This window comes from Streptomyces avidinii (assembly GCF_045161815.1).
GTDB classification, from domain to species: Bacteria; Actinomycetota; Actinomycetes; order Streptomycetales; family Streptomycetaceae; genus Streptomyces; species Streptomyces avidinii.
Window position 1 is genome coordinate 4945572 of sequence record NZ_CP108863.1, and the last position, 22961, is coordinate 4968532.

The window sequence follows — 22961 nt, forward strand, 5'->3', positions numbered from 1 at the left end:
CGGATTTCGGTCCGGGCGCGAGACGGGGGCGGGCCGGGGGCGGACCGTGGGCCGCCCCGGGCGGGCCGCCACCATCACTCCTACACCTGGTCGTCCGCCAGCTCCGCGACACCGGTGATCCGGTGCAGCGCGTACGTCCGTACCTCGTCCGCCGTGTGGTCGTACCCGGTGACGAAGCCGCCCTCCACCCGGACCGGCGCGATGACCCGCTGGCTCGCCGCACCCTCCGCGTTCACGTAGCCGATCCACACCGCCGACCCGGTCAGCGCCGCCGCCTGCACCGTCGCCAGGGTCTCCGCCGCACTCGTGCGCGGCAGCTCGCCCGGCACGTCCGCCGCGGAGGTCGCAGCGGGCTCCTTGCGCACCGCCGTCGCCGCCACGTCGCCCGCGCGGATCGCCCGTACGGCCGCCGCCAGCAGCGTGGCGTCCGGCACCGGCGGGCCCTCCGGCACCGGTACGGGCGCCGAGCGGGCCGGGGTGCGGTGGGCATCGGCCCGCGCCACCAGCACGTCGCCGGTACGGGACTCCGCGGCCGGCGCGTAGCCCATCGCCCGCAACCCCTCCAGCAGGACGGTCGGTTCGGCCTGCGCGGCCAGCACCGTCGGCGCGAGGCGGCGCAGTCCCAGCCCGGCCGAGCGCTTGTCGGCGAGGATCTCGCCCAGCATCGCGTCGTCGTCGCAGCGCACGTACGAGGAGGCCGCGCCGACCCGCAGGTGCCCGTGCCGGCGGGCCACGTCGTCGATCAGGTACGCCAGCGGCTGCGGGACCGGCGTACGGCTGTGCTCCTTGAGGAAGGCGTGCAGGTCGGCGGCGGCGTGGCCGGCGTCCAGGGCCCGGCGCACCGAGCCGGGCGTGAACCGGTACACCGTCGCCCCGCCCTTGGACTCCACGTCCGCGAGGACGGCCAGCGTGTCGCCCAGCGGGCGGCGCAGCGGGCCGGGGGCCACCGCCGTCAGGTCGGCCTGGAGCAGTACGTGGTCGACCGGCTCCGGGAGCAGCGGGGCCAGCAGCGGCGCCGGGTCGCGGTGCTCCAGCAGGGCCCGGCCGGGCCCGGACAGGGCGCCGCGGCCGGTCACGCCGAGGACCTCCGCCTCGGCCAGCACCCAGTGCGCGAGCCGGGCCCGCAGGTCGCTCGCGCCGCGTACGGGGCGTTCCCAGGCGAGCCGCCCCAGCAGGGTCTCGGGGTCGGGCGAGCCGCCCTCGGGGAGATCCGCGAGCAGTTCCAGCACGCGCCGGCGCACCTCGGGGGCGGCGGAACGGTCGAGTTCGGGGCCGAGCGCGGAGAGCGTGCGCCCCTTGGTGTCCTGCTCGCCGACCAGCGGGGCCGTGCGGGTGGCCGGCAACCAGGCCGCCGCGAGCCGCGACCAGCGCTCGGCGGGCGGCAGTTCGACCCAGTCGTCGAAGGCCGGGGTGGGCGCGTACCGCTCGTCGGCCTCCCCGTCGCTGGCCAGCAGCCCGGCCGCGTAGGCCAGTTCGATCCAGAACGCCGCCTGCGGCTCGGTCGTGTCCAGCAGGGCCGCGGCCCGCTTCAGGTCCCGTACGGAGAGCCCGCCCGCGCGCAGCACCGGTGGACCGGCGTGTTCCCAGGACTTCACCAGCTCCTCGACGGTGCCCAGCGCGGCCAGCGCCTGACCGGCGGCGTTCGCGTCCACAAGCTGTGGACGGTGCTCGCGGGCCGCGGGCACCGGCGGCGCCACCGGCGCGGTGTCCCGGTGCGCGAGCCCGCCGCGCAGGTGCAGTGCCACCTCGCGCGGCAGTACGACGGTCCGCGCCGTCGCGGGCAGCAGCAGTCCCCGGTCGCGCAGCCAGCGCACCGGCGGCGTCGGGTTCGGGGTCACCTCCCCGTACGGCGGCCCCCACACGAGCCGGCCCAGCACCTGGTGCGCCTCCGCCGGAGCCTCGTCCAGCAGCGCCGACATCCGCTCCGGGTCGGTGAAAAGCCCCGTCAGCGCGGCCACCGCGGACACCGGGTCGTGGGTGGCGGGCAGCCCGACGGCCGCCACGATCTCCTGCACCCGGGTCGGCGACATCCCGGAGGTGGCCTCCGCGACGGTCGGCCCGAGACCGGTGGGGGAGGGGCGGGAGGCGGCCGGGGCGAGCAGTTCGCGCGCGGTGCGGACCAGCCGCAGCCGGTCCTCGTCGCCCCACACCAGGGCCTGGTCGCGCAGGGTGGCCAGCGCGTCGGGGAGCGCCGCGCGGGCCCGTTCGTCCTCGCCGCCCGTCAACAGCCCCTCCAGCACCGGGTAGGGGCACGGGTCCGGAGCCACCGCGAGCGCCTCGGCGGTCTGCAGGGCGAACCGGTCCAGCCGGTCCAGGGCCCGCACCACCGAGGCCCGGGTCCCGGCGCGGGTGGCCAGCTGGGTCACGTCGCCCGGCACCGGGCCGAGCAGGTCCGGCCGGGCGCGCAACAGGGCCGCGAGCGCCGCGTCGTCACGGGCGCGCAGCGCCTCGGCGAGTGAACGCGGGGAGCTTCCCGCCGGGCTCCCGCCGGCGGATCCCGCCGCAGTGCTTGCCTCGGGCACAGTCGCCTCCTGGTCGCGTCGGCCGGTCAGTCGGCCGGTCCCCATCCGGTCAACGGTATCCGCTGCGCCCGCAGCAGCTCCACGGGCGCACGCGCTACCTTCGGGTCAGGGGGTAAGGGAGGAGCCTGGGCGTGGGGATCGAGAGCGACCACCTGGTCTACGAATATCTGAGCCGCGTCGGGGACTTGGCGCAACGGCGGCAGCTGTCCTCGGGCGACCGGATGCGGTTGGTGGCCGGGCTGCGGGACGAGATCGACCGTCGGCGCGCCAAGTACGACCCGGACACCCCGGCCGCCGTACGCCGCATCCTGGAGCGGATCGGCACGCCCGAGGAGGTCCTGGACACCCTCGGCTCCCGGCAGGGCGCGGCTCCCGCCCCCGCCCCGGCCCCCGCCCCCGCCGACGCCGGCCTGTCGGTCCCCGTCCAGCGGGGTCCGGGCCGGCTGCGCCGCCGGGAGGTGCCCCCGGCGCGCCCGGCGGAGGCCGAGAACGTACCGCCGCACCTGGCCGGGCTCGACGACCTCGGCCCCTCCGGCGGGGCCGAGCCCGACTGGTGGCGGGTGAGCCCGGGGGCGCACGGCGCGGGCCCGCAGGTGGAGGGCTTCGCGGGCGGCATCGAGATCCCGGACCTGTTCAAGGAGGGGCCGGAGGAGGAGCCCGCGGAAGCGGGGAAGGCCGGGGCGGCTCCGCCCGGGGAGGACGGGGGGCGCGCGCGGACCCTCGTACGGTTCCTGCGCGAGCGGCGGCGCGCGAAGAAGGAGGCGGCGGCCGGGGCCGCCGGGGAGGCCGCCGTGGCTCCTGCGGCCCGGCCGAGGCCGAACGCCTTCCTGCTGCTCGCCGCGGCGGTCCTCGTCGTCGGCGTGGTGACCGGCTACTGGCTGCTGCTCGTCATCGGCTGGCTCCTGCCGTACGCCTCCCGCGTGCTGCGGCCGGCGGAGCGCAAGTGGGTCGTCCTCGGGCCGCCCGGTGCGGTCCTCGCGGGGGCGGTGCTGTGGGTGTGGGGGCGGATGAACGGCAAGTGGGGGGAGGCCCTGGCCGACGAGCAGGTCAGCGGGGCGCTGCACGGGATGTGGCCGTGGGTGCTGAGGGGCGCGGCGCTGGCGTCCGTCCTCTACCTGGTGTGGCGGGCGCGGCGGCGGTAGCCCGCGGAGTGCGGCGCCGCTGCCCGGCCCCGGGCCCCGGACCCCGCGCCTCAATCGCCGGCGGGGCTGGTAGGGCCGGTAGTGCCGCCGGCGGGGCCGGTGGTCGTCCGTTCCCCCCGGCGTGGCCCCGGTGTCGGCCGCCCGTACGGCAGCCTCGGCACAATGGCAGGTATGAACCTCACAGTCGGCTTCGACCTCGACATGACCCTCATCGACTCGCGCCCGGGAATCAAGGCCGCCTACCAGGCCCTCTCGGCCGAAACGGGAACGTTCATCGACGCCGACGCGGCCATCACCCGACTGGGTCCGCCGCTGGACGAGGAGCTCGCGCACTGGTTCCCGAAGGCCCGGATCCCGGCTGTGGCCGACCGCTACCGGGAGATCTACCCCACCCACGCCATCGCGCCGACCCCGGCGATGCCGGGCGCCCGCGAGGCGATCGACGCCGTCCGGGCGCTCGGCGGCCGCGCGATCGTCGTCACGGCCAAGCACGAGCCCAACGCCCGCCTGCACCTGGCGCACCTGGGCATCGAGCCCGACGCGGTCATCGGCTGGCTCTGGGCGGAGGCCAAGGCCGGCGCGCTGCGCGAGTACGGTGCGCAGGTCTACGTCGGCGACCACGTCGGCGACGTGCGCGGGGCCCGTACGGCCGGCGCGCTGTCCGTGGTGGTGCCCACCGGCCCGTGCCCCGAGGCGGAGCTGCGCGAGGCGGGCGCGGACGTGATCCTGCCCGACCTCACCGCCCTGCCGCAGTGGCTCGCGCAGTACGTGGCCGCGCAGCCGGTGTAGGTCTCGCTACGCCTGCGAGGCGCGGGCCGCCCTGCGCTGCGCCGCCGCCGAGCGGAGCACGCCCGCCGCGGAGATCGCGAAGCCGACGCCCATGAGCATGCACACCGCCCACGCGTACGGCGGGAACGGGTCGATGTCGAGGAAGAGCGGAGCCATGGTCGCCAGCGTGGCCACGGCCCCGGCGATGAACACGATGCCGCCGGCCTTGACGAGTCCGTCGCCCGGCCGCGCTTCGTCGGAATGAGGAGTAACAGTCACCTCACCAGGGTAGTTGCCTGGCCGAAGGCAGCCGACGGCGAAGGACCGGGGAACGTCTTGTCACCCGGCACTGGACCATTAGCCTTGAGGTGGCGGGTCACACATGGCCCGCTGCGCTGTTGTCCGGAGCCGTTCACGGCACTCCGGACCCCGACGAGCACAAGGACAGAGGACGGACGTGCCTACCGGCAAGGTCAAGTGGTTCAACAGTGAGAAGGGCTTCGGCTTTCTCTCCCGTGACGACGGCGGCGACGTCTTCGTCCACTCGTCGGTGCTCCCTGCCGGGGTGGACGCACTCAAGCCCGGCCAGCGCGTCGAGTTCGGTGTCGTCGCGGGTCAGCGCGGTGACCAGGCACTTTCGGTGACAGTACTGGACCCGGCGCCCTCCGTCGCGGCGGCGCAGCGACGCAAGCCCGACGAGCTCGCCTCGATCGTGCAGGACCTCACGACCCTCCTGGAGAACATCACCCCGATGCTGGAGCGCGGCCGCTACCCCGACAAGGTGCACGGCACGAAGATCGCCGGCCTGCTGCGCGCGGTGGCCGACCAGCTCGACGTCTGACCCCCTCGCCGTCGCGTGCACGGCTGCGCCCCGCCACTCGCAAGAGTGGCGGGGCGCAGCCGTGCACGGGGCGATCAGCCCCGCGGGAAGTCCAGCGAGCCGGGCGCGATGGCCGGTACCAGCCCCTCCGCCGCCGCCCGGGTCAGCAGCCCGCGCACCGCCGCGTACCCGGAATCGCCGAGGTCGGCGGTGAACTCGTTGACGTAGAGGCCGATGTGCTGGTCGGCGACGGCCGGGTCCAGCTCCTGGGCGTGCGCGCGCACGTACGGGCGGGAGGCCTCCGGGTCGTCCCAGGCCATCCGGACCGACGTACGCGCCGCCGCGGCCAGCGCGCGCAGCCGCTCGGCGCCCAGCGAGCGCTTGGCGATGATCGCACCGAGGGGGATCGGCAGGCCGGTCGTGGACTCCCAGTGCCCACCCATGTCGGCCAGGCAGTGCAGCCCGTAGTCCTGATAGGTGAACCGGGCCTCGTGGATGACCAGCCCGGCGTCCACCCGGCCGTCGCGGACCGCCGGCATGATCTCGTGGAACGGCAGGACGACCACCTTGCCGACACCCTCCGGCAGCACGTCCGCCGCCCACAGCCGGAACAGCAGGTAGGCGGTGGAGCGTTCGCTCGGCACGGCCACCGTCCGCCCGGCCAGATCGAGCCCCGGCTCACGGGTCAGGCTGGGATCTTTCACAAGCACAAGCGGACCGCAGCCGCGCCCCAGCGCACCGCCGCACGGCAGCAGCGCGTACTCCTCCAGCACCCACGGCAGCACCGCGTACGACACCTTCAGCACGTCCAGCTCACCGCGCTCGGCCATACCGTTGGTGAGGTCGATGTCCGCGAAGGTGACGTCGAGGGCGGGCGCGCCCGGGACCCGGCCGTGCGCCCACGCGTCGAAGACGAAGGTGTCGTTCGGGCAGGGCGAGTAGGCGATCCTCAGCGGGTCACCGGTGATCGTGCTCATGGCGTTCTCCCCAGTTCGCGAGTACGGGCCCCAGCACGCGGAAGCCCTCGGTGAGCGCGGCGAGCGCGTCCCCGATCCGCCAGGCGGCACGGTCCCGCGGGCCCACGGCGTTGGACACGGCGCGGACCTCCAGTACGGGCAGCCCGTGCGCGGCGGCCGCCTCCGCGACCCCGAAACCCTCCATGGCCTCGGCCCCGGCCATCGGGTGCCGGGCGGCGAGTTCGGCGGCCCGTTCGGCGGTGCCGGTGACGGTGGAGACGGTCAGCACGGGCGCGAGCAGCGCCCCGGTCGCCTCGGCGGCGCGGGCGGCGAGCTCGGCGGGCGGCAGGTGCACGCTGTGGCCGAAGCCGAGTTCCGTCACGTCGAGGAAGCCGTCGGGGGTCTCGGCCCCCAGGTCGGCGGCGACGATCGCGTCGGCGACCACGAGGGAACCGAGCGGGGCGGCGGGCGCGAACCCGCCGCCGATGCCGGCGGAGATGACGAGCGAGTAGTCGGCGAGGGCCAGGGCGGTGGCGGCAGCGGCGGCGGCCGCCGCGGGCCCGACGCCCCCGACGAGCACGTCGAAGGCGATGCCCGGAAGGTCCCGGCGGTGGATGAGGTAACCGCCGGGGAGCGTGCGCGGGTCGGGACCGAAGGCGTCCGGATGAGGGGTCAGCCCGGTGGTGACGGAGTCTGCCTCCGCCGCCACCGCGGTCACGACGAGCGCGCGCACCGGTGCCGCCCGGTTACTTGAGCTTGAGGTTGAAGGACCAGACGGCGAGCGGCTTGCCGTCCTCGCTGGTCTGCAGGAACGCCAGCTTCTTGGAGGAGGGGGCCTCGCCCTGGCCACCGGTGGCGAAGACGTCCGCGCCGGGGAAGCTGCGGTAGGTGTTCGAGGAGGGCTCGGTGATCGGCTGCCCGTCGAGGACCGCCGACCAGCGGCTGCCGTCCTCGACGATCTCGGGCTCGACACCGAGACGCAGCGTGTCACCCCGGGCGTACTCGACGGTCTTGGGGTTCTTGAGGTTGGTGAGGCACTCCTGGACCTGTTCCATGGAGAGCTCCTTGCCGTCGTTCTGGCAGGAGGCTTCGGCGGACACCGACGAGGTGCCGACCGTCACGGTCGCCAGCGGTGTCGGCTTCTCGCCGCAGGCGGAGAGGAGGAGGAGGCCGGCGGACACGGCTCCGAGGGCCGCGACGCTGCGGCGGGCCCTACCCGAGAAAAGCGGTGCGGTCATGAGCCGAAGGCTATCGGGCCGGTGGGCTGCGCCGCCGCACGGGGTACCGGTGGCCTGCGGCGCGGCGTTGCTCCGGTTGCGCGAAGCCCCGCCCGGAGGCATGCCGGGTGCGGCGCCGTTGCCGGGGGCCCTGCCCCCGGACCCCCGCGCCCCACACGCCGGCGGGGCCGATTTCGCTACGCCACGCGGGGGCGGGAGGTGCCCGGATGGTGGTGGGGAGTGGACAGGACGCCGCGGAGGGCCATCGTCGTGCCGAGGGCCACAATTGCGGCCGCCACGGACATCCCCAGTACGCCGTTCAGCGGCAGGACGATGCCGATCGCGCCGCCCATCACCCACGCCACCTGGAGCAACGTCTCCGAACGGGCGAAGGCCGAAGTGCGCACCGCCTCCGGCACGTCCCGCTGGATCATCGCGTCCAGCGACAGCTTCGCCAGCGCCTGGCAGAAGCCCGCCGTCGCGCCCAGTACGGCCATGAACAGCCCGCTGAAGAACACCGCCGCGAGCACCGCCACCCCGAGGGTCAGGCACAGCACCGCCGCGATGATGACCTCCGGCGCCCGGGCCCGCAGCCACGAGCCCACCGCCGTGCCGCACGCGTTGCCCACGCCCGCCGAGACGCCCACGATCCCCAGCGACACCGCCGCGCTCTGCCCCGCCAGGGGATGCTCGCGCAGCAGGAACGCCAGGAAGAAGATCAGGAACCCGGACAGGGCGCGCATCGAGGCGTTCGCCAGCAGCCCGCACAGCACCGACCGGCTCACCGTCCGCAGGCCCGGCCGCTTCGAGTGCGCCTCGTGCGTGGACAGCCGCGCCCGGCGCTCGCCCTTGGCCTCGTCCACCTTGTGCGGCAGCGTGAACGCCGCGAAGGTGCCCCATACGAAGATCACGCAGGCCCCGTACAGCGGCCACGGCGGCCCGATCATGTGCAGCGCGGCCCCCACCGGCGCCGCGGCGCCCGTGGCCAGCAGACCGGCCAGGGTGACCCGCGAGTTCGCCTTGACGAGTGAGAATTTCGGCGGCAGCAGCCGCGGCACCACCGCACTGCGCACCACCCCGTACGACTTCGACGCCACCAGCACGCCCAGGGCCGCCGGATACAGCTGGATGCCCCCCGTGGCCACCGCGCCCGACATCATCAGCGCGAGCAGCGCGCGGGCCAGCATCGCGGCCGCCATCGACGCCCGGCGGCCGTGCGGCAGCCGGTCCAGCAGCGGGCCGATCACCGGGGCCAGCACGGTGAAGGGGGCCATCGTGATGCCGAGGTACAGAGCCACCCGGCCGCGTGCCTCGTCCGTGGGGACGGAGAAGAACACCGTCGAGGCCAGCGCCACCGTGATCATCATGTCGCCGGCGCCGTTGATGGCGTGCAGCTCGATCAGCCGGCCGAGGCCCGATTCCCCGGCCCCGTGCGCGTGCGTGGCCCGCCGGATGCCGCGCGCCGGAAAGTGCAGCGCACGCCCGACAGCCCGGCCGGCCCGCCTGGCCGGTCCCGAGCCGTCGTCGGACGACCGTACGGGTGCCACACTCGACATAGTGCCCCACCCGGCCGTCCCGGGGCGCCTCCCGGCGCGTCGCCGACCCGGTGGCTTGTCCGCGAATCGGACCTTGCATGTGTGCCCGAGGCTTAAGAGGAGGTAGCGTGCGTAGCGCGCCACCGGCGGTTGCTCCTGGCCGCGCGCCTCTTCGTGATCCCGCAGAATGGGTTGCAGTGAGGTGCGCCCGGAGTCCGATCGGGTGCGGACGTCGACGCGGCCCTCTGGTCCGCTCCGCCCGTGCCACGTACGGACAGCACCGACGGGTCGTTGTGGACGACAGTACGGACGGCGCACACGTGAGACGGCGTAGGAGAGAACGAGACCAGTGAGTGCTGCGACGACGCGAAGCCGTACCCCGCGTACCCCCGACCGCCTGTGCGTCGAGGCGGTAGAACTCGCCCGTGCGGCGGCCGAGGAGGCCGCCTTCCCCGGAGTGGTGGGCGCGCACGTCTCCGCCGTGGCGGAGGGCGACCGCGTCGTCACCCACTTCTTCGAGTCCAAGGAACCCGGCTACCGGGGCTGGCGCTGGGCCGTCACCGTGACCCGCGCCTCCCGCGCGAAGAACGTCACCCTCGACGAAACGGTGCTCCTGCCCGGCGACGACGCGCTGCTGGCCCCCGAGTGGGTGCCGTGGAGCGAGCGGCTGCGCCCCGGCGACATGGGCCCCGGCGACCTGCTGCCCACCGACGCCGAGGACCTGCGGCTGGAGCCGGGCTGGTCGGGCGAGGACACCCCGCCGCCGAACTCCGTGGTCTCCACCGAGATGGCCGAATTGGTCGAGGCCGAGGACGCCGACGTCACCGACCGCGCGGTGGTCCCCGTACGCGGCTCCATCACGTCGGTCGCCGAGGAACTGGGCATGCGCAGGGCGCGCGTGCTGTCGCGGTACGGGCTGCACACCGCCGCCGACCGCTGGGACGAGTCCTTCGGCGCCAAGACCCCGATGGCGCAGGCCGCGCCCGCGTCGTGTGTCTCCTGCGGCTTCCTGGTCGCCATCGGCGGCTCGCTCGGCCAGGCCTTCGGCGTCTGCGCGAACGAGTTCAGCCCGGCCGACGGCCGTCTGGTGTCGCTGTCCTACGGCTGCGGCGGCCACTCGGAGGCCGCGGTCATGCCGGCGCCGCTGCGACCGGCTCCGCCGGTGCTCGACTCGATGGCCTCGGACGAGTTCACCCTGCGCCCGGCTCCCGACAGCGGTTCGGTGCCGGTTTCGGAGTCCGACCTGCCGGCCGCGGACCTCGGCCACTCGTAGACCGGTCGGCGTACCCTCGCCCCATGGGGGACACGGGCGCGGACACGGACATGGACATGGTGGGAATGACCGGCCGGGTGACCGGGACGGTCGGCCCCGGCCTGGTGGGCGAGGTCATCGTCCGGATCCGGGGCGGGGCGGAGCACTTCCTCGCCCATCCGGTCCACGGGACCGGCCGCCTCACCGTCGGGACGGTGGTCACGGTGGTCGAGTACCTGCCGCCGCGCACGGTGTACGTCATGGCGGCCTACGACAACTGACGCCCCGTCCCACCTGTACGTATCAGGATGGCGACAAGACGCGGCCCACGTCTTCCGGAGGGGCGGCGGCAGGCGCAGACTCGCCCTCGTCGGTGCCGAACGGCACCGCGCTAAGGGGGCGTTGCCGATGGCTATCGGCGTCGTGGCGGGAATCGTAGCCGCCGCAATCGTGGCTCTGATCGGCCTGTTCAAGCTCATGTGGCGGGTGGCCGAACCGAACGAGGCACTCGTCATCTCCGGCTCCACGCACAAGACCGAGGGCCTCGGTCAGGGCATGGGCTTCCGGATCGTCACCGGGCGGGGGACGCTCGTGCTTCCGGGCGTCCAGGCGGTGCGGAAACTGTCCCTGGACCTCAACGAGACCCAGCTGTCGGTGGACTGCGTCACCCACCAGGGCATCCCGCTGCGGGTGAAGGGCGTCGTCATCTTCAAGGTCGGCGACGACCTCGTGTCGATCGCCAACGCGGCCCGCCGCTTCCTGGACCAGCAGAAGATGATGCCCGAACGCGTGCACATCGTCTTCGCGGGTCATCTGCGGTCCAGCGTGGGCGGTTTGACGGTCGAGGACATGATCCGCGACCGGGAGAAGCTGACGGGCCAGACCCGGATGGCCTGCGGTACCGAGATGGAGAAGCTCGGCCTGATCGTCGACTCGCTGCAGATCCACGAGATCGAGGACCCGACCGGCTACATCAAGAACCTGGCGATGCCGCACGCGGCGGCCGTGCAGCGGGACGCGCGGATCGCGCAGGCCGAGGCGAACCGGCTGGCCACGGAGGCCGAGCAGGCCGCCTTCGCCCGGATGGCCGAGGCGACCCGGGACAGCGAGATCCTGCAGGCCGGCTACCAGGCCGAACGGGACAAGGCGGCGGCGACGGCCCGTCAGGCTGGCCCGCTGTCGGAGGCGGCCGCCCGCCAGGAGGTCGTCGTCCAGGAGACCCGGGTCGCGGAGCTGGAGGCGCACCGGCGCGAGCAGCAGCTGCAGGCGGACGTACGCAAGCCCGCGGACGCGGCGGCGTACGAGACCCGCACCCGGGCCGAGGCGGAGCGCGACGCCCGGATCTCGGCGGCGCAGGCGAAGGCGCGGGAGACCGAGCTCGCGGCGGCCGCCGAGGCGACGCGGGTGACGACGGCGGCGACCGCCGACGCCCAGGCCGTGGAGGCGCGGGGTATCGCGTCGGCGAAGGCCACGCGGGCGACGGGTGAGGCGGAGGCGGCGGCCACGCAGGCGCGGGGCCTCGCGGAGGCGGAGTCGGCGAAGGCCCGCGGTCTGGCCGAGGCGGAGTCGATCAAGGCGCGGGCCGCCGCGCTGGCGGAGAACCAGGAGGCGGTGGTCGCGCAGCAGCTGGCCGAGAACTGGCCTGCGATCGTCGAGGCGGGCGCCGGGGCCTTCGGGAACGTGGAGCACATGGTCCTGCTGAACGGGGCCGAGGGCATGTCGGAGATGTTCGCGAAGGCGCTCACGATGGGCGGTACGGGCCTGGGCGTGGCCCGCCAGCTGCTGGCCTCGATGGGCCAGACCCCGACGCCGGGCACCCCGTCCCCCGCGTCCCCACCGGTGAACGGCCGGATCCCGATCCGCGAGGAAAATTGAGCCCCTCCGGCGTTTGAGGAGCGGGGTTCGGGGCGGAGCCCCGGCAACGGCGCGGGCGCCGAACCGCCTGGTTCCGGGTGCGGCGCCGCCGCCGGGGGCGCCGCACCCGGACTCCCGCGCCTCGAACGCCGGCGGGGCTGAGGTGGGCGCCTCAAACGCCGGCGGGGCTGGATTCAGCGCCGCCGGAACAGTCGCTTCGCGCCGAAGACCAGTACCAGGCCCCCCGCCAGGACAAGGGCGCCCTTGCCGAAGCTGCCCGTCGGCTCCGTCAGGGGGGCCGCCTCCGGCGGGGAGCCCGGCTGGGGTGAGGCGGAGGGGGCTGCTGCGACCGGGACCGCGATGACCCGGCTGCCCTCGCCCTCCGCGCCGAACATCAGCGTGGAGCCGTCCGGCGTGTACGTCACCGACTCCGCCTGGCCCTGCCACGGCGCGTCCACCCGCTCGCCCCCGCCCACCGGCAGGCCGTCCTTCCACGGGTAGGTACGGGCCATGAAGTAGCCGCGCAGCGTCAGCCGGGTGCCGTCGGGGGAGAAGGTCCCGTCCGTCACCCACGGCACGTCGGCGACCCGCCGGAAGACGTTCGCGCCGCCCGCCGACAGCTCCGCGGGCCCCTCGTACAGCCCGCCCTTGTTCTCGTCCTTGCTGGCGATGTAGACGCGCCCGGTCACCGGATGCACCATCAGGGCCTCCGCGTTGCGCGGCCCGTCCGCGTACTTCACCGTGAACTGGGTGGCCTTGACGGTGACGTCGCCCAGTTGCTTCGGCTCCGGGAAGCGGTAGATCCACACGTGGTCCCAGGTGCCGCCCCGGTTGTCGCCGATGTCGCCGACGTAGAGCTGGCCGTCCGCTCCCAGGGAGATCGCCTCGACGTCGCGCGGTGTGCCGATGCCGGTCAGCGTCACCCGGGCCACCGTCCGGCCCGTGGCCGAGTCCACCGCGTAGATGTACGGGCCGTCGTCGCTGTCGTTGTGCGTCCAGTACACGCCCGGGTGGATCCGGCTGGCGGCCAGGCCGCTCGACTCCTTGATCCGCGGGTCGGAGATGGTGAAGGAGGCCGCGGCGGGGGTCTCCGCCGCGACGGCCGGGCCCGCCGGCACGGCGAGGGCGGCGGCGACGGAGGCGGTGACGGCGGCGGCCGCGGCGGCGGACGGCAGGGACAGGCGCATTCCCCCAGCCTGCCAGTACGTGCCGCGTGTCCGGCGTCACAGGGGTTTCTGTCGCGCGATCCGCGATGATGACCGGATGCGTTTCATGTTCGTCGGTGACTCCATGACCATCGGACGCGCCGGCGACTACACCTGGCGCTACCGGATGTGGCAGCACCTCAGCTCGACCTTCGGCGGTCCCTACCGGATCGTCGGCCCGCGCTGCGAGCTGTACGACACCGTCGCCGACACGCCCACCAGTCACGCGTACGCCGACCCGGGCTTTCCGGAGCACGCCCGCAGCCACCTGGCCGGCTGGGGCGAGGGCTGGCAGCACATGGCCCCCCTGATAGGCCCCGCGGTCGCCGCCACCGGCGCCGACGTCCTGCTGGTCTCCCTCGGGCTGATCGACCTCGGCTTCTACACCGACGCCGAGCAGACCGCCGCCAACGCCCGCCGGTTCGTCGCCGGGGCCCGCGCCGCCCGCCCCGGGGTCCGGATGGTCCTGCTGCCGGTCATCCCGAACAGCCGGGCCGAGGAGGACGCGCCCTTCGCGGCCGAGGTGGCCCGCTTCAACGAGCTCCTCGCGAAGGCGGTCGCCGACCTGACGACCGACGCCTCGCCGATCCTGCTGGCCGCGCGCCCGGAGGCGTACGACATCCACCGCGACACCTACGACGGCACGCACCCGAACGCCTCGGGCGAGCACCGGCTGGCGGGCGAGTTCGCGGCGGTCCTGCACCAGGCGTGGGGGATCGGCGGCCCCTACCGGCCCGCCCGGGGGCTGTAACACGCCCGTCACGGCGGGGTCTTGCTTCGAGCGCACTCGAAGCAGTTGGCTAGTGACCCATGAAGTACACGCAGCTCGGACGCACCGGACTCAAGGTCAGCCGACTCGTTCTCGGCACAATGAACTTCGGTCCGCAGACAGACGAACCGACCAGCCACAGCATCTTGGACACCGCCCTCGACGCGGGTCTGAATTTCGTGGACACCGCCAATGTGTATGGGTGGGGTGAGAACAAGGGCCGCACCGAGGAGATCATCGGCACCTGGTTCGCCCAGGGCGGCGACCGCCGGGAGAAGACGGTCCTCGCCACCAAGGTCTATGCATCCATGTCCCGCGAGGGCGACACCTGGCCCAACTACGACCGCCTCTCGGCGCTGAACATCCGCCGGGCCGTCGACGCCAGCCTCAAGCGGCTCCAGACCGACCACATCGACGTCTACCAGTTCCACCACGTGGACCGGCTGACCCCCTTCGAGGAGATCTGGCAGGCCGTCGAGGTCCTGGTCCAGCAGGGCAAGATCCTCTACGCGGGCTCCTCCAACTTCCCCGGCTGGAAGATCGCCCAGGCCAACGAGACCGCGGCCCGCCTCGGCCGGCTCGGCCTGGTCAGCGAGCAGTGCCTCTACAACCTCGCCGAGCGGCGCGCCGAGATGGAGGTCATCCCGGCCGCCGAGGCGTACGGGCTCGGGGTCATCCCGTGGTCCCCGCTCCACGGGGGCCTGCTGGGCGGGGTCATCAAGAAGGAGGTCGAGGGCGGCCGCCGTGCCTCCGGCCGGTCGGCGGAAGCGCTCGCCAACACCGCCGTACGGGCGCAGGTGCAGGCCTACGAGGACCTGCTGGACAAGCACGGCCTGGAGCCGGGCGAGGTCGGGCTGGCCTGGCTGCTGACGCGTCCCGGGGTCACGGGGCCGATCGTCGGGCCGCGCACGCAGGAGCAGCTCGACTCGGCGCTGCGCGCGGTGGAGCTGGAGCTGTCGGAGGAGGTCCTGGCGGGCCTGGAGGAGATCTTCCCCGGTCCCGGGGCGTCGCCGGAGGCCTTCGCCTGGTAGGCGGCGGGGGGCTACTGGCCGACGGCAGCCGCCACGGCCACGACGACGAACATCAGCACGAGCACACCGGCCATCACACGGTTTCGGGTCTTGGGATCCACCCGTCGAGCGTAACGCGGCGGCCCCTGCACCGTGGACGCAGGGGTTGTGCCGTGGTGGAGTGCGCTGCCGGCCGTGGCGTGGATCACGGTCCGGCCCGCCCGTGGGCGGCCGGGGTGCCGAGGGCCGGCGGCCGGTGGGTGACGCCGCTGCGGGACCGTCCGGGCTCAGCCGCCGAGCGGCCAGGCGCGGACGGTCTCGTACCGGGGCTGCTCGCCCGGCACCCCGCTGACGGGGAGGTTGCTGCGGACCAGGCTGAGCGTGTCCACCTGCCAGGGCGTGCCCTCGAACTCCGCGAGGGCGTCCAGGTACGGCTTCAGCGGGGTGGCGGCGTGGTGGCTGCGGGCCAGGGTGAGGTGCGGGGTGTACCGGCGGTGCTGGTCCATCGGTACCCCGGCCCGCCGGGCGGCGGCATCGGCCCGTTCGGCGAGCATCCGCAGGGCGGTGAGCTCACCGGCGGCGCCGGCCCACAGGGCCCGTTCCCCGAAGTGGCCGCTGCCGCGCAGCCGCAGCGCGAAGGGGGCGGTGCGGTGGGCGGCCCGCTCCAGGCGTGTGTACAGCTCCGGGAGCACCTCGTCCCGTACCTCGCCGAGGAAGGCGAGGGTGAAGTGCCAGCCGTCCCTCCCGGTCCAGGTCAGCCGGTCGTCGTGGACCTCGTCGACGGCCCGGGCCAGCTCGGCGACGGCCTCGTCCGGCGGGAGGGCGGCTACGAACAGTCTCATGCGGCGAGCGTAGCCGTGCGCGGCGCCGTTTTCGGGGGCTCCGCCCCCGGACCCCCGCGCCTCAAACGCCGGCGAGGCTGGATTTGGTCGGCGTTTGAGGCGCTGGGTCCGGGGCCGAGCCCCGGGAACCCGGGCCGCGGGGTCAGGCCACCGTCACCAGTTCGCGGCGGCGCGGAACGGCCGGGACGAAGGTCACGCCGCGGCGGTTCACGCGGAGCCGGAGGTTGCCGACGCGGGCCAGGACCACCGCGATCGCGAGGGAGGCCACCAGGGAGATCGCACCGCCCGCGGCCATGCCGATCCGGGCGCCGTAGGTGTCCGTGATCCAGCCCAGCAGCGGGGCGCCCAGCGGGGTGCCGCCGGTGAAGACCATCATGAACAGGGCCATGACCCGGCCGCGCATCTCGGGGTCGGTCGCCATCTGCACGCTGGAGTTGGCCGTGACGTTGACCGTCAGGCCGAAGATCCCGATGGGCACGAGCAGGGCGGCGAACAGCCAGAAACCGGGTGCGAAGGCGGTCACCAGGAGCAGGACCGAGAACAGCGCGGCCGCGACCACCAGCACCCGCAGGCGGGACTGTCCGCGCCGGGCGGCGAGCAGCGCGCCCGCCAGGGAGCCGGCCGCGATCAGGGTGTTGAAGAGCCCGTAGGTGCCCGCGTCCCCGTGGAAGACGTCGCTCACGTACGCGGAGAGCCAGATCGGGAAGTTGAACCCGAAGGTGCCGATGAAGCCCACGAGCACGATCGGCCAGATCAGCTCCGGGCGGCCGGCGACGTAGCGCAGGCCCTCGCGCAGCTGGCCCTTGGCGCGGGGCCGCGGTTCGACCGGGTGCAGTTCGTGCGTCCGCATCATCAGCAGGCCGGCGATGGGCGCCGCGAAGGACAGTCCGTTCAGCAGGAAGGCCCAGCCGGAGCCGACGGCGGTGATCAGCACACCGGCGATCGCCGGGCCGACCAGCCGCGCGGACTGGAAGTTGGCGGAGTTCAGGCTGACGGCGTTGGCCACCTGCTCCTTGCCGACCATCTCGGACACGAAGGTCTGCCGGGCCGGGTTGTCGACGACGGTGACCAGGCCGAGCGCGAAGGCGGCGAGGTAGACGTGCCACACCTGGACGTGTCCGGCCAGGGTGAGCGCGGCGAGGGCGATGCCGGTCAGGCCCATCGCGCTCTGGGTGGCGAGGAGCAGCGGCCGCTTGGGCAGCCGGTCCGCGAGTACGCCGCCGTAGAGGCCGAACATCAGCATCGGCAGGAACTGCAGGGCGATGGTGATGCCGACGGCGGAGGCGGAGCCGGTCAGTGAGAGGACCAGCCAGTCCTGGGCGATGCGCTGCATCCAGGTGCCCGTGTTGGAGACGACCTGGCCGGTGGCGAAGAGCCGGTAGTTCCGGATCCGCAGCGAGCTGAACATGGAGCCCTTGCCCGCGGGTGCTGCGACGGCCCGGTCGGCGGTCGCGGCGGTAGTGGGGGTGGATATGTGGCCGGGTGCGGAGTCTGCTCCGGTTCCCGTACTCAAAAGCGTTCGCCTCCTGGCGTCGTTCCTACAGGTGCGCGAGCTTCTCCAGGACGGGTGCGGCCGCGCGCAGCTTGGCCCATTCGTCCTCGGTCAGCTCGGCCGCGAGCCCGGCCAGGAAGGCGTTGCGCTTGCGGCGGCTCTCTTCGAGCATCGCTTCGGCCTCCTCCGTCTGGCGGACCACCTTCTGGCGGCGGTCGTCGGGGTGCGGTTCCAGCGTGACCAGTCCCTTGGCTTCCAGCAACGCGACGATGCGTGTCATCGACGGCGGCTGGACGTGCTCGCGGCGGGCGAGCTCTCCGGGTGTGGCCTGGCCGCAGCGGGCGAGGGTGCCGAGGACCGACATCTCGGTCGGGCTCAGCGACTCGTCGACGCGCTGGTGCTTCAGGCGTCGCCCCAGCCGCATGACGGCGGAGCGGAGGTCGTTCACGGCGGCAAGGTCGTCGCCATGGGAAAGGTCATGCATGTGTTTAGAGTAACTCATTACTCTTCCTAAGGAACACCGGTTTTCCGCCTCATGCCCGGGGTCACTCGTACGGGTGAGTCGGCGGCTGAAAGCGACACGCGTACGCACCCTCTGCCCCGACTCTTTCGGCATGGGGACACATGTGCTGAGCATGCGCATAGACGGGGAGCTCCTCGACAGGCTCCGGATCCATGCGGCCAAACGCGGAATGAGCGTCCAGGACTATGTCGTCCGGACGCTCATTCGCGATGACTTCGACGAGCGCTTCAAGGCGGCCGTCGACGAGACAGAGAAGTTCTACGGGCTGACGTGAGCTACTGGCCGAGGCCGAGGGCCGGCATCGCGTAGTAGAAGACGAACACCGCCGCCACCACGTACATCGCGACCGGGACCCCACGGCCCCGGCCGGTCGCCAGACGCAGCGCGCAGAAGCTGATGAAGCCGATGCCGATGCCGTTGGTGATCGAGTACGTGAAGGGCATCATCACCATGGCCAGGAAGGCCGGGACGGCGATGGTGAAGTCGCTCCAGTCGATGTCCTTGACCGAGCCCGCCAGGATCAGGAAGCCGACCGCCACGAGCGCCGGGGTGGCCGCCTGGGACGGGACCATGGTGGCCAGCGGGGTCAGGAACAGCGCCACGGCGAAGAGACCGCCCGTCACGACGTTCGCCAGACCCGTACGGGCGCCCTCGCCGACACCGGCCGTGGACTCCACGAAGCAGGTGGTCGCGGAGGAGGAGGTGGCGCCGCCCGAGGCGACCGCCAGGCCGTCGATCAGCAGGACGCGGTTGATCCCGGGGAACTCGCCGGTCGTCTTGTCGATCAGGTTCGCCTCGTCGCCGACGCCGAGGATCGTGCCCATGGCGTCGAAGAAGCAGGACAGCAGCACGGTGAAGACGAAGAGGATGCCGGTCAGCATCCCGACCTTGGCGAAGCCGCCGAACAGGCTGACCTCGCCGACGAGCCCGAAGTCGGGCCTGGACACCGGGTTGCCCGGCCACTCCGGGACGGTCAGGCCCCAGCCCGAGTCGGGCACCTTCGCGATCAGCTGGACGACGACGGCGACCAGGGTCATGGCCACGATGGAGATCAGGATCGCGCCCGGGACCTTGCGGATCAGCAGGGCGAGGGTGAGCAGCACGCCGACCGCGAAGATCAGGACGGGCCAGCCGTCCAGGTGACCGGTGGTGCCGAGCTGGAGCGGGACCGTGGTGTGCGCGGCGTCCGGGATGCGGGAGACGAAGCCCGCGTCGACCAGGCCGATCAGCATGATGAACAGGCCGATACCGATCGCGATGCCCTTGCGCAGGCCCACCGGCACGGCGCTCATGACCCGCTCGCGCAGTCCGGTGGCGACCAGCAGCATCACCACGAAGCCGGCCAGGACCACCATGCCCATGGCGTCGGGCCAGCTCATGCGCGGGGCGAGCTGGAGCGCGACGACCGTGTTCACGCCGAGACCGGCGGCGAGCGCGATCGGGACGTTGCCGATCACACCCATGAGGAGCGTGGTGAAGGCGGCCGTCAGGACGGTGGCCGTCACCAGCTGGCCGGAGTCGAGCTGGTGCCCGTACATGTCCTTCGCGCTGCCCAGGATGATCGGGTTGAGCACGATGATGTAGGCCATGGCGAAGAAGGTCGCGAAGCCGCCGCGGACCTCGCGGCCGAGGGTCGAGCCGCGCTCCGAGACCTTGAAACAGCGGTCCAGTCCGCCGGCGGGTCCCCGGGGGGAAGGCTCCGGGGCGGTGTCTGCGGGGGCGGGGGCCGGGGTGCTCATACGGTCCTCATTGGGTGGTTCATACGAAGAAAATGGGCCGCGCCCAAACCGTTTCAGTATGAACACATGAACGAAAGTGCGTCCATCTCCGCGCGTAGATGGCGTTTCGGGCCGCCTAGACTTGCCGCATGGCCAAATGGACTGCGAAGCACGAGGCGCCCGAGCCCCTGGAGGGCCCCGTCGTCGCCACCGTCACAGGTGGCACGATCCTGTGGTTCGCCCTCTTCCTGGTCCAGCTGCCCTTCTACGGATGGTTCGCGGACCGGGGCCAGCTGTGGTGGGTCTGGACGTGTGCGGCCGGTGGCTTCCTCGGCCTGATCGGCATCTGGTACGTCCGGGGGCGGGACGCGGCGCTGAAGCGCCACGCCGCCGAGGCCGAGGCCGATGCTGCTGCGCAGGCCGAGCAGGCCGAGCGGGACGGGCAGGCGGGGCAGGCCGAGCGGGACGGGCAGGCGGGGCAGTCCGAGCGGGACGGTCAGACGGGCTCGGGGCCGCAGGCCTAGGCCGCGGCGGCGCGGTTTCGGGTGGGGCGGTGCCCCTCCGGGACGTCTCCTCGGCTCGCGAACCCTTGGCCGGATCGGCCCGTGGTTCGGCGGCGGGTTCGCTCGGCCTGCGGGGACGTCCCGGAGTGTCCCCGCCCCACGGCACGGCTCTTCGGCCCGCGGACCCCGGGCCCGGTCGGCACGGGGCCGGCAGTGGGTTCGCTCGGTCTGCGGGGGACATCCCGGAGAGGCGTCGGCCCGCAGGGCTACCAGGGGACGATTCGGGTCATCCCGAAGTCGGATCTTCGGACTTCTCGGCGGGTGAAGCGCAAGAAGCCCGCTTAACGTCGAAGGCATGACGCAGCGGGCTGGAACCGAATCCGACGGGCCGGAGCCGGGTGGCGGGACGGCCGCTCCCGCCATCGACGCGGGAGCGGAGCTGGACCCCGTACACCCGATGCGGCCGCCCGCACCCCGTTTCAAGCCGGCCGGACTGACTACCGCCGAGGTCGCGGAGCGTGTCGCGCGGGGCGAGGTCAATGACGTTCCCGTCCGGAGCAGCCGCTCCACCACCGATATCGTCCGCGCCAACGTCTTCACCCGGTTCAACGCGATCATCGGCGTGCTCTGGGCGATCATGCTCTTCGTCGCACCGATCCAGGACAGCCTCTTCGGCTTCGTGATCGTCGCCAACACCGGCATCGGCATCATCCAGGAACTGCGCGCCAAGAAGACCCTCGACAGCCTCGCCGTCATCGGCGAGGCCAAACCCAGCGTGCGCCGCGACGGCCGGACCGCCGAGATCTCCACCTCCGAGATCGTCCTCGGCGACGTCATCGAACTCGGCCCCGGCGACAAGGTCGTCGTCGACGGGTCCGTCGGCGAGGCCGACGGCCTGGAGATCGACGAGTCCCTGCTCACCGGCGAGGCCGACCCCGTCCTGAAGAAGCCCGGGGACGCGGTCATGTCCGGCTCCTTCGTGGTCGCGGGCGGTGGCGCCTTCACCGCCACCAAGGTCGGCCGCGAGGCCTACGCCGCCCAGTTGGCGGAAGAGGCCTCCCGCTTCACGCTCGTCCACTCCGAGCTGCGCTCCGGCATCTCCACCATCCTCAAGTACGTCACCTGGATGATGATCCCGACCTCGATCGGCCTGATCATCAGCCAGCTCCTCGTCAAGGACAACAACCTCAAGGACTCCATCGCCCGGACTGTCGGCGGCATCGTCCCGATGATCCCCGAGGGGCTCGTCCTGCTCACCTCCGTGGCCTTCGCGATCGGCGTCATCCGGCTCGGCCGCAAGCAGTGCCTGGTCCAGGAGCTGCCCGCCATCGAGGGCCTCGCACGCGTCGACGTGGTCTGCCTCGACAAGACCGGCACCCTCACCGAGGGCGGCATGGACGTCACCGAGCTGCGTCCGCTCGGCGGCGCGGAACCCGCGTACGTCAAGAAGGTGCTCGGCGCGCTCGGCGAGTCGGACCCCCGCCCCAACGCCAGCCTCCAGGCGATCATCGACGCCTACCCGGACAGCGCGGAGTGGCGCTGCACCGAGTCCCTGCCCTTCTCCTCCGCCCGCAAGTACAGCGGCGCCAGCTTCAGCGAGGGCGACGGCGAGAACAACACCTGGCTGCTCGGCGCCCCCGACGTGCTGCTCCCCGCCGGGGACCCGGCCCTCGACGAGATCAACGACCTCAACGAACAGGGACTGCGGGTCCTCCTGCTGGCGCGCTCCGCCCGCGAACTCGACGACGCGGCCGTCGCCACCGGGGTCCGGCCGACCGCCCTCGTCGTGCTGGAGCAGCGGCTGCGCCCCGACGCCGCCGACACGCTGCGCTACTTCGAGGACCAGAACGTCCGGGCGAAGGTCATCTCCGGCGACAACGCGGTCTCCGTCGGTGCGGTCGCCGGCAAGCTGGGGCTGCCGGGCGCGGAGAACACCGTCGATGCCCGCAAGCTCCCCAACGACCGGGAGGACATGGCGAAGGTCCTCGACGCCAACTCCGTCTTCGGGCGCGTGAGCCCGCAGCAGAAGCGGGACATGGTCGGGGCCCTCCAGTCCCAGGGCCACACGGTCGCCATGACGGGCGACGGCGTCAATGACGTGCTCGCCCTCAAGGACGCCGACATCGGCGTGAGCATGGGCTCCGGCTCGGAGGCGACGAAGGCGGTGGCCCAGATCGTCCTCCTCAACAACAGCTTCTCGACCCTGCCCTCGGTGGTCGCCGAGGGCCGCCGGGTCATCGGCAACATCACCCGGGTGGCCACGCTCTTCCTCACCAAGACGGTCTACTCGGTGCTGCTGGCCATCCTGGTGGTCTGCTCGCAGGTCGAGTACCCGTTCCTGCCGCGCCACCTGACCCTGCTGTCCACGCTCACCATCGGCATCCCGGCCTTCTTCCTGGCCCTGGCCCCCAACAAGGAGCGCGCGAAACCGCACTTCGTGAAGCGGGTCATGCGGTACGCGATCCCCGGCGGTGTCATCGCGGCCGTGGCCACCTTCGTGTCGTACCTGATCGCCCGACACCACTACACGGGCCAGGGCGCCCTGGAGGCCGAGTCCAGCGCGGCCACGCTGACGCTGTTCCTGACCTCGATGTGGGTACTGGCGATCATCGCCCGGCCGTACACCTGGTGGCGGGTGGCCCTGGTCGGCGCGATGGGCGGGGCCTTCCTCATCGTCCTCGTCGTGCCGTGGCTGCAGGACTTCTTCCAGCTCAAGCTGGTCGGCGCCACGGTGCCGTGGATCGCGGTGGCCGTCGCGGTCGCCGCCGCGGTCCTGATCGAGTTCACCTTCAGGTGGGTCGACCGCAAGTTCCCCGCCTAGGGCGGGGTGGCG

At 73.0% G+C, this 22961-nt stretch carries 22 protein-coding genes; 11 read left to right on the forward strand and 11 right to left on the reverse strand.

All coding sequences use genetic code 11. From position 1 onward, the window contains the following. Positions 1 to 80 precede the first annotated feature (80 nt). Positions 81 to 2567, reverse strand: coding sequence for a helicase-associated domain-containing protein (locus OG373_RS22235; RefSeq protein ID WP_405439866.1), 2487 nt, complete (start codon positions 2565 to 2567; stop codon positions 81 to 83). 86 nt (positions 2568 to 2653) lie between these two features. Between OG373_RS22235 and OG373_RS22240 the strand changes: the two genes are divergently transcribed. Both OG373_RS22240 and OG373_RS22245 read left to right on the forward strand, forming a co-directional pair. Further along, positions 2654 to 3664 (forward strand): hypothetical protein, encoded by a 1011-nt coding sequence (locus OG373_RS22240; RefSeq protein ID WP_405439867.1) that lies wholly within the window; start codon positions 2654 to 2656, stop codon positions 3662 to 3664. Positions 3665 to 3835: 171 nt separating this feature from the next. Continuing rightward, positions 3836 to 4453: an HAD family hydrolase gene (locus tag OG373_RS22245; RefSeq protein ID WP_405439868.1), complete on the forward strand. Its 618-nt coding sequence runs from the start codon at positions 3836 to 3838 to the stop codon at positions 4451 to 4453. Between the two features lie 6 nt (positions 4454 to 4459). Here OG373_RS22245 and OG373_RS22250 read toward each other — a convergent pair whose 3' ends face one another. Beyond that, positions 4460 to 4711: a hypothetical protein gene (locus OG373_RS22250; RefSeq protein WP_030387359.1), complete on the reverse strand. Its 252-nt coding sequence runs from the start codon at positions 4709 to 4711 to the stop codon at positions 4460 to 4462. A 178-nt stretch (positions 4712 to 4889) separates the two neighbouring features. Here OG373_RS22250 and OG373_RS22255 point away from each other — a divergent pair, with 178 nt between their 5' ends. Next, a complete protein-coding gene (locus OG373_RS22255) occupies positions 4890 to 5273 on the forward strand; it encodes a cold-shock protein (RefSeq protein WP_030012939.1) in 384 nt (127 codons plus the stop codon). 74 nt (positions 5274 to 5347) lie between these two features. On the opposite strand, the gene OG373_RS22260 is transcribed toward OG373_RS22255, so the two are convergent. From OG373_RS22260 to OG373_RS22275, 4 genes are all read right to left on the reverse strand, one after another. Continuing rightward, positions 5348 to 6229 (reverse strand): 1,4-dihydroxy-6-naphthoate synthase, encoded by an 882-nt coding sequence (locus tag OG373_RS22260; RefSeq protein ID WP_405439870.1) that lies wholly within the window; start codon positions 6227 to 6229, stop codon positions 5348 to 5350. Continuing rightward, entirely contained in the window at positions 6210 to 6941 is a 732-nt protein-coding gene (locus OG373_RS22265; protein ID WP_405439871.1) for a futalosine hydrolase, read from the reverse strand. The genes OG373_RS22260 and OG373_RS22265 overlap by 20 nt, the downstream gene beginning before the upstream one ends. Positions 6942 to 6954: 13 nt before the next feature. Beyond that, a complete protein-coding gene (locus OG373_RS22270) occupies positions 6955 to 7446 on the reverse strand; it encodes a DUF2771 domain-containing protein (protein ID WP_397736897.1) in 492 nt (163 codons plus the stop codon). Between the two features lie 176 nt (positions 7447 to 7622). Further along, complete coding sequence (locus tag OG373_RS22275) at positions 7623 to 8981, reverse strand: MFS transporter (protein WP_405439872.1); 1359 nt, start codon at positions 8979 to 8981, stop codon at positions 7623 to 7625. Between the two features lie 328 nt (positions 8982 to 9309). Here OG373_RS22275 and OG373_RS22280 point away from each other — a divergent pair, with 328 nt between their 5' ends. From OG373_RS22280 to OG373_RS22290, 3 genes are all read left to right on the forward strand, one after another. Beyond that, positions 9310 to 10233 carry a DUF3027 domain-containing protein gene (locus OG373_RS22280; RefSeq protein WP_327263091.1) on the forward strand — a complete coding sequence of 308 codons (924 nt, stop codon included), beginning with the start codon at positions 9310 to 9312 and terminating at the stop codon, positions 10231 to 10233. A gap of 23 nt (positions 10234 to 10256) precedes the next feature. Next, a complete protein-coding gene (locus OG373_RS22285; protein ID WP_405439874.1) occupies positions 10257 to 10493 on the forward strand; it encodes a hypothetical protein in 237 nt (78 codons plus the stop codon). A gap of 127 nt (positions 10494 to 10620) precedes the next feature. Beyond that, positions 10621 to 12087 carry a flotillin family protein gene (locus OG373_RS22290; protein ID WP_405439876.1) on the forward strand — a complete coding sequence of 489 codons (1467 nt, stop codon included), beginning with the start codon at positions 10621 to 10623 and terminating at the stop codon, positions 12085 to 12087. Between the two features lie 173 nt (positions 12088 to 12260). Here OG373_RS22290 and OG373_RS22295 read toward each other — a convergent pair whose 3' ends face one another. Then, entirely contained in the window at positions 12261 to 13253 is a 993-nt protein-coding gene (locus OG373_RS22295; RefSeq protein ID WP_405439877.1) for a WD40 repeat domain-containing protein, read from the reverse strand. Between the two features lie 76 nt (positions 13254 to 13329). Between OG373_RS22295 and OG373_RS22300 the strand changes: the two genes are divergently transcribed. Both OG373_RS22300 and OG373_RS22305 read left to right on the forward strand, forming a co-directional pair. Continuing rightward, a complete protein-coding gene (locus OG373_RS22300) occupies positions 13330 to 14022 on the forward strand; it encodes a GDSL-type esterase/lipase family protein (RefSeq protein ID WP_405439879.1) in 693 nt (230 codons plus the stop codon). Positions 14023 to 14081: 59 nt separating this feature from the next. Beyond that, complete coding sequence (locus OG373_RS22305; protein ID WP_405439881.1) at positions 14082 to 15071, forward strand: aldo/keto reductase; 990 nt, start codon at positions 14082 to 14084, stop codon at positions 15069 to 15071. Positions 15072 to 15337: 266 nt separating this feature from the next. On the opposite strand, the gene thpR is transcribed toward OG373_RS22305, so the two are convergent. From thpR to OG373_RS22320, 3 genes are all read right to left on the reverse strand, one after another. Beyond that, positions 15338 to 15892, reverse strand: a complete 555-nt coding sequence (thpR, locus tag OG373_RS22310; RefSeq protein WP_397736874.1) for an RNA 2',3'-cyclic phosphodiesterase — start codon at positions 15890 to 15892, stop codon at positions 15338 to 15340. A 142-nt stretch (positions 15893 to 16034) separates the two neighbouring features. Continuing rightward, positions 16035 to 17405, reverse strand: coding sequence for an MFS transporter (locus OG373_RS22315; protein ID WP_405439883.1), 1371 nt, complete (start codon positions 17403 to 17405; stop codon positions 16035 to 16037). Positions 17406 to 17430: 25 nt separating this feature from the next. Then, complete coding sequence (locus OG373_RS22320; RefSeq protein WP_030387373.1) at positions 17431 to 17868, reverse strand: MarR family winged helix-turn-helix transcriptional regulator; 438 nt, start codon at positions 17866 to 17868, stop codon at positions 17431 to 17433. A 130-nt stretch (positions 17869 to 17998) separates the two neighbouring features. Here OG373_RS22320 and OG373_RS22325 point away from each other — a divergent pair, with 130 nt between their 5' ends. Beyond that, positions 17999 to 18181 carry a hypothetical protein gene (locus OG373_RS22325; RefSeq protein ID WP_030010567.1) on the forward strand — a complete coding sequence of 61 codons (183 nt, stop codon included), beginning with the start codon at positions 17999 to 18001 and terminating at the stop codon, positions 18179 to 18181. Position 18182: 1 nt separating this feature from the next. On the opposite strand, the gene OG373_RS22330 is transcribed toward OG373_RS22325, so the two are convergent. After that, the gene (locus OG373_RS22330) at positions 18183 to 19646 is read right to left on the reverse strand and encodes an NCS2 family permease (protein ID WP_405439886.1); all 1464 of its coding nucleotides are present in this window, start codon (positions 19644 to 19646) and stop codon (positions 18183 to 18185) included. Positions 19647 to 19774: 128 nt separating this feature from the next. On the opposite strand from OG373_RS22330, the gene OG373_RS22335 reads away from it, so the two are divergent. Together OG373_RS22335 and OG373_RS22340 are read left to right on the forward strand one after the other, a co-directional pair. Further along, positions 19775 to 20149 (forward strand): DUF2530 domain-containing protein, encoded by a 375-nt coding sequence (locus OG373_RS22335; protein ID WP_405439888.1) that lies wholly within the window; start codon positions 19775 to 19777, stop codon positions 20147 to 20149. 334 nt (positions 20150 to 20483) lie between these two features. Next, complete coding sequence (locus OG373_RS22340) at positions 20484 to 22949, forward strand: HAD-IC family P-type ATPase (RefSeq protein ID WP_405439889.1); 2466 nt, start codon at positions 20484 to 20486, stop codon at positions 22947 to 22949. Positions 22950 to 22961: the final 12 nt, after the last annotated feature.